Here is a 13,338-nt window from a genome sequence, read left to right as displayed (position 1 = left end):
CGCGCTCCCCGTGTATAGCAGTACCCATGACACCGCGATGCATATCGCGCTGTAATGGAAGCATGTATGGAGCAGTTATTCATGGAGCAGGGGACGTTCGTTATGAAGAACGTGCCTACCCGTCAATTCAGCAACCAAGCGATGCCGTGGTGCGCACCGTCGCCACCTGCGTGTGTGGCTCGGACCTGTGGCGCTATCGGGGAATTACCGAAGTTCCTCAGGCAACTCCCATCGGCCATGAGTACATCGGTGTCGTCGAAGAAGTAGGAGACGCCGTCGCCTCGGTCAAACCGGGAGATTTCGTTATCGGAGGCTTTACCACCAGTGATAACACCTGCCCGGCCTGCCGAATGGGCATACACACTTCCTGTGTGAACCGTACCAATTACGACGGTTGCCAGGCGGAGTACATTCGCGTGGCCAACGCGGACGGCACCCTGGTGGCGACCCCCGACAAACCGACGGACGATCTTCTCCCTTCTCTGCTGACCTTGAGCGATGTCATGTGTACCGGCTGGCACGGCGCGGTGAGCGCCAACATCGGCCCCGGTGTCACTGCGGTGATCGTGGGCGACGGCGCCGTCGGACTGTGCGCAACACTTGCCGCTTGGCAACTCGGCGCCGAACGGGTCATCTCGCTCTCACGGCACGCGCCTCGCCAGGCGGTCGCCCGCGATTTCGGTGCCACCGATATCATCCCGGAGCGCGGCGAGGAGTGCATTGCCCGCATCAAGGAGATGACCGAGGAACTCGGGGCGGATTGCGTCGTCGAATGTGTAGGAACCGAGCAGGCGCGCAAGACGGCAGTCGATGCCGCGCGTCCGGGTGGAAGCATCGGCCTGGTGGGTGTGCCTCACGGCGACCTGCCCGTTGACCGGCTCTTCTGGGATAACAAGCACTTGGCGGGCGGCGTCGCACCGGTGCGCAAGTACTTGCCCGAACTGCTGGATTTGGTGTGGAAGCGCAAGATCGAGCCGGGAAAGGTCTTCGATCTCGAACTTCCTCTGAACGACGTGTCCGAGGCATATCGCGCCATGGACGAGCGGCGTGCCATTAAGGCGATGTTGCGCCCGTAGCACGTTCGGCTCCGGCACCTTGCGTAAATGAGCATCGGTGCTGGAGCACTGCGGCGAACTTCGCGCCTGCCGTCCATAGTGAGCATGTCTGACGATTCGTCACGCCAGGCATGGCAGAGGGCCCGGTTCCTGTTGGTTCCGGGCCCTTGCTGGAGCCACCTGAGAGAATCGAACTCTCGACCTATTCATTACGAGTGAATCGCTCTGCCGACTGAGCTAAGGTGGCACGCTGCTTGAGCAGCATTGGATATGCTACCCAAGCGCGCCGCGAGCCGCAAACCGTAACCGAGTGAAAGGCGACGCATGTGCCCGCTCACCGGAAGACCGCTGGCAAAAACGCGCACCGGCATGCACAGGTATACTTTGTCACGGCGAGCAGGTCAGCCCGTCTTCCGGTACAGTTCCCTCAATCAGGTAATCGTCGAGCGGGTCACTAATGCAGTCATCTGCCGAACCGTAAGCCGTATGCCCGTCGCCTTCCCACGTCACCAGCACGGCGCTGTCCAGAGACTCTGCCAAACTCTCCGACCACTGGTATGGAGTAGCCGGATCGTAGCGCGTACCGACGACGACGATCGGGTCCGCTCCCTTCCCAATGTACGGCCCCGGAGCCTGCGAGGGCTTGTAGGGCCAGTACAGGCAGACGTCGGGAGCGCTGAGCATATAGTCACCGAAAACCGTGCCGTTCTCTCTCAGATCTGCGGCGAGTTCCTCTACTTCGTCGTCGGAAGACAACGGGTAGTCGGCGCAGTTAATTGCCCAGTTCGCCTCGGTGGAGTTCGAGGAGAAGGAACCGTCCGTTTCCCTACCATTCATGAGATCGCCGAGATACTGGAAGAGCGAGCCGTCATTGTCATTGATGAGCTGTGAGAAAGCCTGCGTGAGAATCGGCCAGTTCTGCTTGTTATACAGGGGCGTGATCAAGCCACTGAAAAACTGTGACTGAGTCAAGGGGCGATCCGCATCGCTTGTGGGGAATGGCTCCTCCAAAGACTTCTCAAAGAGTTCCTTGATCTGCGCCAAAGCGTCGTCAGTCGAACCCTTGAAGGGGCACGCGTTCCCGCCACGACAGTCGTCAACGTAGTTCCGCAGGGCGGTTTCAAATCCCAGAGACTGATCGTGACTCATTTGCGCCGAACCAACCGTGGTATCAACAGCACCATCAAGAATCATGCGCCCAACATTGTGTGGGAAAAGATCTGCGTACTGGCCGCCAAGCGATGTTCCATAGGAGAAACCCACATAGTTCAGCTTCTCGTCGCCCACCAATGCTCGCATGACATCCATGTCCTGCGCTGCGTATTCCGTACCCACGTAGGGTAGGAGGTCGCCCGCATTCTCCTCGCAGGATTGACCAACCATCTTCACCTGCTCATCGGCTTCCCCGAGTCCCTTATCCGTTGACAGGTCGAAAGACTCATCGAGGAGCTCCCCGAGAGTATCATCATCGACGCAATCCACCGGTGTGGAGCGCTCCACGCCGCGCGGATCGAAACCAATAATGTTGAATGCGTCCGTAATCCGGGTATCGAAGTAGTACTCCGCATTCTCCGCGACCGAGAATCCAGATCCGCCCGGTCCACCCGGATTCACGAAGAGATTCCCGACAGCCTTGCGGCCGTCCGCCGGCCGCCGTGTCATCGCAATCTCAATCGTCTCGCCATCGGGGTTGTCATAGTCGAGCGGGACTTCTATCGTGGCGCAGTCCAACGACGTGTCGTCACACGATTTCCATTCAAAGTCCTGGGTGTAGAACTTCTCCAGGTCGGCACGATTCTGACCTACCTCGCCAGAACCGGATCTTCCCAGAGCGGAGGTATCCATGGCGCACGCGCTGAGCAGGAGCGCACTCGCGGCAAGGGCTGCTGTTAATCTCGTATGTCGCTTCACACCTCAACCGTATGTGACGCCGAGCTTTTCAGCCACTCGCACGCCCATTATTCGACGCAGTCACCGAGCCGCTGTACGCCGACAGTATCGCGTTGAAAGTCACCCGCATTTCGGCATCGCCCCGGCGTCGCCGACGTCGGCACAGCGCGCGAAATGCCGGATATAACGCACGGGTAGCATGTTGCGCGCGGGACGCCACTCGGACTAACCGCCCAAAATTCCTGCCAGCATCCGAACAACCAAGTTGTGATGCTCCTCACCGGGCGCGTCGGTCAACCTGTGGGAGCGGTACTGCCCGGCAGTCGGCGCGGAGTAGTCGGCTCCGCCGAAGCTACACTCAAATCCCGCATTACACTCAAATCCCAGATTAGAGGCCACTAATAACAGTCCAGGACTGGATTAGAGCCGGTGGACTGAAAATCCGGAGTCGCCACCGGCCGGGCCATATTTCCCCCTTTTCAGCCCTGTGGACGTAGCGCCACCATCATGGCCTCTATGGCCAGTTGCGGCGCCACATTGCCCGCTAGGCGCTGCCGTGCGGTCGCGATGGCGTCCATGCGCCGCACCGATTGCTCCGACGACGCCGCCGCAGCCGCCTGCTCTATCTGTTTCGTCAGGTCTGCGTTGATCAAGGGAACCTGTGCGCCGAGCTGGACGGTGAGAATGTCACGATACAGGGAGAGCAGGTCGACCATGTCGCGGTCGAGCACATCGCGCTGTGTACGAGTCGCGCGCCGCTTTTGCTTCTCTTCCAGTTCTCGTACCTGTGCCCGCACGGCCGGGGGAACTCGCGCACCTTCCCTCACCCCCAAAGTGGCAAGCAGCTCCTGCCGTTCCCGTTCGTTGTCCCTCTCCGCCTGCGCATCGGCCTGCTTCTTCGCGTGATCAAACACCCGCTGGGCCACGATGACGGCATCACCCGTTCCGCGAATTCCAAGAGCTCCCAGCAGAGTTTCCTCGCGCTGTTGCCGCACCTGTACATCGGTGGCGAGTCCACGCGCCCGGCCGATATGGGACTGCGCGGCCCGCGCGGCCTGCAACGCCCGTTGCGGTTCAATGCCATCGCGCCGTACAAGAAGTTCCGCAACGTCCTCTGCAGCAGGAACAACCAGGTTGACCCGGCGGCAGCGCGAACGGATAGTCGGCAGAACGTCGTCGGGCGAAGGTGTGCACAGCATCCAGAAGGTTCGCTCGGGAGGCTCTTCAATGGCCTTAAGCAGCACGTTCGTCGTACGCTCCAGCATCCGATCAGCGTCCTCGATGATGATGATTCGCCACCGTCCGCTTCCCGGCGCCGTATAGGATTCTGCAACAATCGCGCGCGTCTGGTCCGCCGTAATTGTGACGCCTTCGGTTGTCAGCAGCGTGACATCGGGGTGGGTACCGGCCAGCACCGTTTGGCAGGCATGGCACTGTCCGCATCCCGGCTCCTCCCCCGTGCATTCGAGAGCCGCCGCCAGCGCGCGGGCTGCAATTGATCTGCCGGAACCGGGCGGCCCGGTAAACAGCCACGCCTGGCTCAGCGCGGCATCGCTGCCGGAGATGGGAGCGTCAGCGGGAGCGCCGCGGGAGCCTTCTTCGGCGCCTTCCGCGCTCTCCTCATCAAAACGAGCAGCGAGTAAGCGTGCGGCGTGAGCGGCACGCTGCAACTGCTCGCGTACCGCTCGCTGCCCGACAAGCTCGTCGAAAACGCTCATGATCGAGTGCCCTTCGCGGTTGCCTCGGAGCCCTCGCCGCCACGAAGAGTCGACTCCAGATCGCCATCCGTTGCTCTGCCCGCTTCTGCGGGCGTACCCTGTGACGCAGCGCGCGCGTCGGAGGCTGCCGCAGGAGCATCCGTCCCCGGCGCATCCGCGCCCTGCGTATTCGCGTCCCTGTCTCCCGCCACCTCGGCGATATTCACATCCGGCAGGAGCACGTCCACCCCGGCCGATGTGCCATCGGCATCCAAAAGACGTGCACGAACTGCCTCACACACCCGTGCCGTCACCTCGTCAACGGCAAGCGTACCGTCAACAACCACCCACCGCTCCGGCTCGGCGGCCGCCAGGTGCAGAAACTCAGCCCGTACCGCCTCGTGGAATTCCAACCCCGCCGATTCGATACGGTCCCGTTCACCGCCCACGCGGCTCGCCCCCACCGCCACCGGAACGTCCAGGAGCACGGTCAACTGCGGAACCAGCCCATCGGTTGCCCAGAGGGAGAGTTGCCTGACCTCTTCCTTACCTAGGCTACGCGCGGCACCCTGATAGGCCACGGACGAATCAAAGTAGCGGTCAGATATGACAACGGCACCGCGCTCGAGCGCTGGGCGAACCAGGGAGGCCACGTGATGCGCCCTATCGGCGGCGTACAGCAGAGCCTCCGCTCGCGGCGACACCTCGCCGCTGTGCAGCAAGGCCTCACGGATGGCCACGCCCAGTGCGGTTCCCCCGGGCTCGCGTGTTACCACAACCTCCCTTCCGCCGCGTGTCAACCATTGCTGCAGCGCTGCGATCTGCGTCGTCTTCCCGGCGCCGTCGCCCCCTTCGACCGAGATGAAGAGGCCCTTCACTTCTCGGTCCTCTTCTTCGCCGTCGAGGTTTTAGAGGAGGACCCCCTGCCCGCCGAGCTTTTCGTACCGGAGGCTTTCGTAGTAGCGGCTGCTCGCTTCGTGCCCGCACTCTTCTTTGTGCCAGCAGCCTTCTTTGACGTCGTTTTCTTCGACGTCGTCTTACGCTTCGGCGCCGGTCCTTTCGCTCGCCGCTCAGCCAGCAAATCGTAGGCGCGATCCGGGGTGATTGTGCTTGGGTCATCACCGCGGCGCAGCGAGGCATTCGTGGTCCCATCCGTCACGTAAGGGCCGAATCGCCCGTCTTTCAAAACAACCGGTGATCCCGTTGCGGGATCAACTCCGAGTTCTCGAAGTGGCTTCGCTGCAGTGGTTCCGCGCCGTGCCTTGGGCTGGGCCAACAGTGCCAGCGCCTCGTCCTGGGTGATGGTGAAGATCTGTTCCTCGCTGGTCAACGAACGGGTGTCCTTGCCCTTGGAGATGTACGGCCCGTAGCGGCCGTTCCGGGCGGTGATCTCCTCGCCGTCGACCACCCCCACCACTCGCGGCAGAGTAAGCAACCGCAAGGCCTCGTCCAGGGTCACGCTCTCGGCCGTCATCGTTTTGAAGAGGGATGCGGTCCGCGGCGTCGGCGCCTTCTTCGAAGGCCGTCCCGTCGGCGTAAGAGTCACTTCTCCTTCCGGAATAAGCTCGGTGATATAGGGCCCGAATCGGCCGGACTTCACCACAATCGTATGGCCGGTGGCCGGGTCTGTGCCGAGCTCACGCCCATTGGCACCACCGGCACCCTCCAGCAGTTCGCGCGCCTTCTGCTCGTTCATCTCGTCGGGCGCAATGCCCTCCGGCACGGATACGTGGCGCAGTTCCTCGCCATCGGGCCCGGTTTCCTGAATGTACGGACCGTATTTGCCCACTCGTAACACGACGCCGTCGCCCAATGCGATGGAGTTAATCGCCTTGGCATCGATATCTCCCAGCCCAGCAACCTGTTTCTCCAGTCCGGGGCGTTCAGAGTTACCGCGCCAGAATCGCTCCAAGTAGGCGGTTCCTTCCTCCTCGCCCGCAGCGATTCGGTCCAGTTCACTCTCCATATCGGCGGTGAATCCGAAATCCACCAACTCGGGCAGGTTCTCCTCTAGCAAACGCACCACGGAAAACGCCGTCCAGGTGGGGATAAGTGCTTGGCCGCGATGGTCAACATATCCACGGTCGGAAATGGTGGCAATGGTGCTGGCGTAGGTGGATGGGCGTCCGATACCGAGGTCCTCCATCTTCTTCACCAGCGATGCCTCCGTGTATCGCGGCGGTGGCTGCGTCTCGTGACCGTCTGCCTGCGCAGCGGTTACCGGCACCTGCTCACCGACGGCGAGTTCAGGCAGCCGAGACTCCGTGTCCTTCTTGCCGTCCTCATACCGCTTCGCGTCGCGTGACTCCTCATATGCGGCTAGGAAGCCACGGAAGGTGATAACCGTCCCCGAGGCGGCAAATTCGGCCTGTTCCGCTCCGGCAGCTCCCCCGAGCGTGACGGCGAGGCGTACCGAGGCGGTCTGCCCAACTGCATCGGCCATCTGCGACGCAACTGTCCGCTTCCAGATCAGTTCATACAGTGCGAATTGGGCACCGCTCAGCTGCCCGCGCACTTGGTCCGGAGTGCGGAAATGATCGCCGGCGGGGCGAATGGCTTCGTGAGCCTCTTGTGCCCCCTTGGCCTGCGTGGCGTAGCGGCGCGGTTTTTCCGGCACATAGGAGCTACCGTACATTTCGCGTATTTGGCTGCGAGCCGCGTGTAACGCCTGCTCGGATAGTGCCGTGGAGTCCGTACGCATATAGGTGATGTACCCGTTCTCGTACAGCGCCTGTGCGGTGCGCATCGAGTCGCGGGCACTCATACGTAGCTTTCGGGATGCCTCCTGCTGCAGCGTCGACGTCGTGAAAGGAGGAGCCGGACGGCGTGAGTACGGTTTCGTATCCAAGGAAGAGACAACAGCTTGACTACCAGCGACGGCGTCGGCGACGGCCTGCGCTGCCTCCTGGTCCAGCACTCGAACACCATCATGGCTGCTCTTGGTGGTGAGTTCACCCTTGTCCGTGAAGTCACGGCCAGTGGCCAGACGCTGCCCGTCCAGCGCGGTCAGCCGAGCATCGAATTCCTCGCCCGAGCCGGTGGCCGTTGCGTCTGCCTTACGGAAGGTGGCGGCGACATCCCAGTAGGATGCCGCGACGAAAGCCATCCGTTCCCGTTCGCGTTGCACAACCAGCCGGGTCGCCACGGATTGGACACGCCCGGCCGACAATCCGGCGGCGACCTTGCGCCACAGCAGGGGGGATACCTCGTAGCCCACCAGGCGGTCAAGAATACGGCGGGATTCCTGCGCGTCGACGAGCTTATCGTCCAGCTCCCGCGGGTTCTCCAGCGCCCGCGCGATGGCTTCCGGCGTGATCTCGTGGAAGACCATCCGCTTGACCGGCACCTTCGGTTTGAGGACTTCCAGCAGATGCCAGGCGATTGCCTCCCCTTCTCGGTCCTCATCAGTAGCCAGTAGGAGTTCGTCGGCCTCTTTCAGGCGCTTGCGAAGGTCGGCAACTTTCTTCTTCTTGTCCGGGGCGACCACGTAATACGGCTCGAACCCGTTGTCGATATCCACGGCGAAACGCCCATACGGTCCCTTCTTCATATTCGCCGGGAGCTCGGAGGGCTGCGGGAGATCCCGAATATGCCCAATCGAAGCTTCGACATCGTAGTCGGAGCCGAGGTACCCGCTGATTGTGCGGGCCTTGGCCGGCGACTCGACAATGACGAGTTTTGTCACGTTTTCTTCCCTCCACACACGCGTGCTTCTGTGGCCACTTTAGCGCCAAGGCGGAAGCGGGCGCGAAATCTCGAACACAGCGGTGAGCAACCTATCCCACTTCCTCGCGGCAAGGCTCACTCTATCCACAGCACCAACGGAATTGGAAACGTTTCGCTTGGGATGCAAGTCCGATGTTTTCCGGCCGAGCCGCCGCTAGCGTAGTTGTTGACCAGCGTTTTCTACGGAGGAGTGTATGCAGGAACAAGCGGTCCCTCCCGTGCCGAAAGACCACGGTACGCCGAAGGCACACTTGGCCGCTAGCCCATCCTCGCCATCCCAACCACTCTTGGCCTCTTCCGGGGCCGCGAAGGAGGGCGTGCTCATCGCGGCGCTGGGCAGCCCGACGCATCTCTCCCCCGAGGCAATCGCGGACTTCTTGCGCGAATTCCTCTCCGACCGGCGGGTTGTGGATCTACATCCCGCACTTTGGAAGCCCATCCTGCACGGCCCCGTGCTGCACGCGCGGCCCACGAAGGTGCTGCCTCAATACCAGCATGTGTGGCTGACGGACGGCTCACCATTGCGCGTATACACAGCAGCGCAGGAATCGGAACTGCAGAGGCTTCTGCCCGGCGTGGAGGTCCGCGCCGGCTATCAGTACGGCGCGCCCAACATGGTGGATCAGTTCCTACGGCTCGCCGCCACCTGCGACCGCATCACGGTTCTGGCGACGTATCCGCAGTACGCGCCGGCAACGGTCGGCTCGGTTGATGACCGTATCGCGGACGGCATCAGGCACGCCGCGCAGGCAGGCCTTTTTCCCCGGGTTCGCTCCACGCATGAGTGGCATCTGCTCCCGGAATACATCACCTGGTACAGCAGGAGGATCGGTGCAGCCCTGGCGGAGGGGCCGATTGATGAAGTCGTGTTCTCCTGGCACAGCCTGCCGGACCGCCCGGTCCACGAGCCCGATTTCTACCGTGCACAGTGTGAGGCCACGGCGGCGGCCATCATGGAACGGGTCCAACTGGACAGCGACGCTCGTCTTCCCTGGCGCAACACCTTCCAGTCGCGTTTCGGCCCCGGCCGCTGGATGACACCGGCAACAATTGACACCATGGCCGAACTGCCCGCGCAGGGAAGCAGACATATCGTGATGGTGACGCCCGGTTTCTTTGCCGACTGCCTGGAAACCTCCTATGAGCTCGACGTACTGAACGCGCAGGCATTTCACGCGGCGGGCGGGCAAGGATTCCGCCGCATTGCCCCGCCGAACGGCAGCGCTGACGCGGCTCAAATCCTTGCGGCACTGCATCGGAGCCTGCCGGATTTCAGCGAGTTTGCACAGTTGCCCGAGGCTACTATTCCCACGCGGTGAGCATTCCCAGCGCGAGTAGTTCCCGCACGGCAGGAAGCACTTCGGCGCGCACTGACTCCGCTGCCTCACCGAGAAGGTCGGCGACGGCGTCGCAGAGTACACCTAAACTAAGTTCCCCGTCACACGCTCCAACGACGGCGGCGACGGCACTTGTCACCTCGACCTCGGCCGCAAAGCCATTGGTCTGGGCCAGTTTGACGAGGAAGGGATCGCTCTGGCCGGGAATGTGAAGTCGATGCTCCACGCAGTTGTTCTGCGGGCGGAGCACCGCGAGCTCATCAGCCGACCTATCCAGTAGCCACCGTTGTGCCCAGATTCTTTCTGTGTAGTCATGCAGACTTGCCGGGGCCGGTCCGCCCAGCGCCTCGCAACGCAACCAAGGCTTCTTCCAGGCGGCAGCGGGCGCCTCGTGCGTCGCAGGCGCTGAAAGAGGCATCCCATCCGCACTATCACTACTCACGAGCGCCGCAGCGGGAGGCGACTGGTCTGTACCGAGATTCGAATGGGGCCTTCCGAGCAGCACGTAGCCCATTCCGATTCCGACTACGTCGCGATCCCGGAAATCCGTGAGCCATTTCGCATAGGCTTCCTCATATTCTCTATCCGCCGTGGTGAGGCCGCCGTCGCGCAACCACATCTCCACGTAGCGGCAGGGCTCGAGATACTCGCGTTGGATGAACCACGCGTCGAGGCCGAGGCCCTCCACCCATCGCCGTGGCCCGGTATCCCAAGCGGCTTCGTCGCGGATCTCCCAATTTCCCAACATCCATACGCGTCCTCCGGCGCGCAGCACACGTGGAAGCGCCCCGATAAGCTCCGCCTGTAGCGAGTCACCGGGCATGCCGCCGTCGCGATATGAGAAGACCACTTGGCGCCGGACCGCAGACGCGGTTATCACGAAGGGTGGGTTGGAGACCACAACGTCGAATAACTCAGGCTCCACCTGTACGCCGACGGACTGAACGTCATCGGACTGGACGTCGGACTGCTCGCCGCTGGAGGGCAGTACCGGCTCCAACAACGAGCCCTGCCGCAAATCGAGTCGGACCCCGGCCATGCGGGCGTTGAAGCGCGCATAGGCGAGTGCACGTGCGGATGTATCGGTAGCGGTGACGCGCGCGCCACACAGCGCGGCGAGAATGGCATGAATACCGCAACCGGTGCCAATGTCCAGCACCCGCTGGCCGGGTCGATAGTCCGCGAGCGCGGCCAGGGTGCGAGTGGCACCGCCCACGGGCATCACATGATCAGAAGTCGGGAGCATGCCCACAAGCTCTCCCCAATCCGAGGCCACCAGCAGTCGGCTCGGAGCCATACCCGATCCGCGCGCAGGCAGATGCGCCGGTATTGCGATGGGCACGATCTGGAAGCGCGCCCGCACCAGCCGTTTCTGTGTCCCCCCACCGCTTGCGGGGCTCCCGTGGTAGCCCGGCACGAAACCTTCACGGACTCCCTCCCCGGCACCGCCAGTCGGTTCCTCCGCGGCCGGGTGATCAACCTCCTGCAGCACCGCGCTCGCCAGGTTGGGCGAGTCGAATAGCTCCGGCAAGGCCAGCACCGCCTCGTCGTAGGCAACCGCATCGCCCAGCAGAAACAGGCGCGCTTGAACCGCAATCCAGCGGTACTCCGCGCTACCCGCTGAGGCCGCCCGCGCGGCCAATAATGCAGGCAGCCGCTGTTCGCGCCGTACCGCCCGAGCGGCCTCCCCGCCCAGAGTTTCCTCAATGGCAGGCCATGAATAGCCATCCAAATCAGCGCGGAGCCTATCTGCGGCCTCGTCGCTTAACAGTTCGGTGGTGAACACAGGTACCATGACGAACAGCCTAACGCTCGGTACCGCGAGCAGCCGTGAAGCGCGAACCATGGGCACGAGCAGCCAGTGAGGCGTGGCATATGGGCACCGCGAGCGGCCGGAGCAGCATATGGCACAACAAGCAGCCACGCGAGCCAATGAGCGCCAACGGCAACCAGGCGCACTCAACTATGCAGGCACTCACAGGGGTCACCTCTTAGTCGCCCCATGTCATCATCTGTGCGACCTCCTATCATGAGGATGTGCCCGAACAAACTGAAGCTCTGCAAGGAAGAGAGCGCGACAGAATACTGCTCGTTCTACTATCCGCGCTTTTCTTCTCCCTGATCACCGTCAGCATCATTAATGTCGCCCTGCCCGCCATTGAGACCGGACTCAATGCAAGTGCGGCGGATTTGCAGTGGGCTCTAACCGGGTACTCCCTAACCTTCGGCGTCGTGCTCGTCGCCGCAGGCCGCGCCGGAGATCTGCTGGGCCGGGGCCGACTCTTCTTGGTGGGAGTCACCCTCTTCGGCATCGCATCAACGGTGGCGTCGCTGGCGCCGAACGCACTGGTCCTCAACTTGGCACGCGCCGTGATGGGGGTGGGCGCCGGTTTTTACAATCCGCAGGTCAGCGGCCTGATCCAACAGCACTATCGTGGCGCCGAGAGGGCTCGCGCCTTTGGGTTATTCGGTGCTGTCGTCGGAACCGCGGTCGCAATCGGACCGGTCATCGGTGGACTACTGCTCGGCTCTCTTCCCAGTTGGCTCGGCTGGCGCATGACGCTCGGAATCAATATCCCGCTCGCCCTACTGGCCGTCATTCTTGGCTGGAGATGGCTGCCACGCGAGGGAAGGAAGGTTCGCCGCCAACACGCCACGGATCACGGCAACGCTGTACCAAACGAAGGCGACGGCTTGGCCCCCCGGCGCTCGATGCCGCGTCCGCACCACGACCTAGACCCCTTCGGTGCGGTTTTGCTGGGTGTCGCGGTTCTGTTCATCATGCTTCCATTCATGGTCGCCGCCGAGAATCCGCTTGCGTGGTGGGCACTGCCCACGGGACTCGTTGTACTGGGAATCTGGCTCCTGTGGGAACATACCTACGCGCGACGCGGGCATGAGCCCATGGTTAATCTGGCTATGTTCCGCATCCGAACCTTTTCGCTCGGTGCAGCCATGATCACCGCGTTTTTCGCCGGAACGACGACGATCTGGGTACTCATTGCGCTCTTCGTCCAGAACGGGCTAGGACGTAGCGCATTAGTCGCAGGGCTAATCGGCATGCCCTCCGCGTTGTTGTCGATCTACTCCGCGCCGCTCGGCGGGCGGCTGGTGGTGCGCTGGGGACGGAAGATCGTCGTCTACGGCCTGCTGTGTAATCTCACTGGCCTGGCGCTGACCGCCTGGGTCTCCACCTTTGTGGCCGAAGGGACAGAAGTCTGGCTGTTGGCGCTGTCCACACTGCCACTCGGCTTCGCTGCTGGATGGATCAACTCACCGAATCAGGTGCTCAGTCTGCGCGATGTGCCGGTGGCTAATGGAGGGACCGCTGCTGGGATCATGCAGACCGGGCAGCGTATCGCCACTGCAGTGGGAACCGCTGCTGTGACCGGGCTCTTCTTCCAACAAGTCGCACATGGATACGCCCATGCGCTTCGTATGGGGTATGCGCTCATTGCCAGTTTTGTTATCGTGGCGCTTGTCATCGCACTTGCAGACCTCGCCGCCGACAGCCGCACTCGCACTGCCTACGGTTCCCCGGTTCTCTCGGATAACGAGCGAGCAACCGCGCGCCGGGTCGTTGACGAGGGTACACACTAAAGCTGCACCTCCCGGATTGCCTCACACAAATCC

At 62.5% G+C, this 13,338-nt stretch carries 8 protein-coding genes and 1 tRNA gene; 3 read left to right on the top strand and 6 right to left on the bottom strand.

Features of this window, described 5'->3' with window-relative positions; genetic code table 11:
* Positions 1-62: 62 nt before the first annotated feature.
* On the top strand, positions 63-1,076 hold the full coding sequence (locus EKN07_RS06670; protein WP_126145975.1) for a zinc-dependent alcohol dehydrogenase family protein: 1,014 nt from the start codon (positions 63-65) through the stop codon (positions 1,074-1,076).
* Between the two features lie 150 nt (positions 1,077-1,226).
* Here EKN07_RS06670 and EKN07_RS06665 read toward each other — a convergent pair.
* From EKN07_RS06665 to topA, 5 genes are all read right to left on the bottom strand, one after another.
* Positions 1,227-1,302, bottom strand: a tRNA-Thr gene (locus EKN07_RS06665).
* Between the two features lie 140 nt (positions 1,303-1,442).
* Positions 1,443-2,966: an alpha/beta hydrolase gene (locus tag EKN07_RS06660; RefSeq protein ID WP_126145974.1), complete on the bottom strand. Its 1,524-nt coding sequence runs from the start codon at positions 2,964-2,966 to the stop codon at positions 1,443-1,445.
* Positions 2,967-3,424: 458 nt separating this feature from the next.
* On the bottom strand, positions 3,425-4,663 hold the full coding sequence (locus tag EKN07_RS06655; protein ID WP_126145973.1) for a DNA polymerase III subunit delta': 1,239 nt from the start codon (positions 4,661-4,663) through the stop codon (positions 3,425-3,427).
* Complete coding sequence (gene tmk, locus EKN07_RS06650) at positions 4,660-5,520, bottom strand: dTMP kinase (protein WP_126145972.1); 861 nt, start codon at positions 5,518-5,520, stop codon at positions 4,660-4,662. Before tmk ends, EKN07_RS06655 begins: the two co-directional genes overlap by 4 nt.
* Positions 5,517-8,327 (bottom strand): type I DNA topoisomerase, encoded by a 2,811-nt coding sequence (gene topA / locus EKN07_RS06645; protein WP_126145971.1) that lies wholly within the window; start codon positions 8,325-8,327, stop codon positions 5,517-5,519. Before topA ends, tmk begins: the two co-directional genes overlap by 4 nt.
* 235 nt (positions 8,328-8,562) lie before the next feature.
* Here topA and hemH point away from each other — a divergent pair, with 235 nt between their 5' ends.
* Positions 8,563-9,687, top strand: a complete 1,125-nt coding sequence (hemH, locus tag EKN07_RS06640) for a ferrochelatase (RefSeq protein ID WP_126145970.1) — start codon at positions 8,563-8,565, stop codon at positions 9,685-9,687.
* Here hemH and EKN07_RS06635 read toward each other — a convergent pair.
* Positions 9,671-11,500, bottom strand: a complete 1,830-nt coding sequence (locus tag EKN07_RS06635) for a methyltransferase (protein WP_125482393.1) — start codon at positions 11,498-11,500, stop codon at positions 9,671-9,673. The genes hemH and EKN07_RS06635 overlap by 17 nt on opposite strands.
* Positions 11,501-11,742: 242 nt before the next feature.
* Here EKN07_RS06635 and EKN07_RS06630 point away from each other — a divergent pair, with 242 nt between their 5' ends.
* Complete coding sequence (locus EKN07_RS06630) at positions 11,743-13,305, top strand: MFS transporter (RefSeq protein ID WP_205647281.1); 1,563 nt, start codon at positions 11,743-11,745, stop codon at positions 13,303-13,305.
* Positions 13,306-13,338 lie beyond the last annotated feature (33 nt).

The sequence above is a fragment of the Actinobaculum sp. 352 genome, assembly GCF_003957265.1.
Lineage (GTDB): Bacteria > Actinomycetota > Actinomycetes > Actinomycetales > Actinomycetaceae > Asp313.
This window is presented reverse-complemented; position numbering and strand designations above follow the sequence as displayed.

Bases quoted from the DNA above. Each gene is read 5' to 3' on its own strand.
- hemH (WP_126145970.1), top strand. From the start codon at position 8,563: ATGCAGGAACAAGCGGTCCCTCCCGTGCCGAAAGACCACGGTACGCCG.
- EKN07_RS06655 (WP_126145973.1), bottom strand. From the start codon at position 4,663: ATGAGCGTTTTCGACGAGCTTGTCGGGCAGCGAGCGGTACGCGAGCAG.
- EKN07_RS06670 (WP_126145975.1), top strand. From the start codon at position 63: ATGTATGGAGCAGTTATTCATGGAGCAGGGGACGTTCGTTATGAAGAA.
- EKN07_RS06635 (WP_125482393.1), bottom strand. From the start codon at position 11,500: ATGGTACCTGTGTTCACCACCGAACTGTTAAGCGACGAGGCCGCAGAT.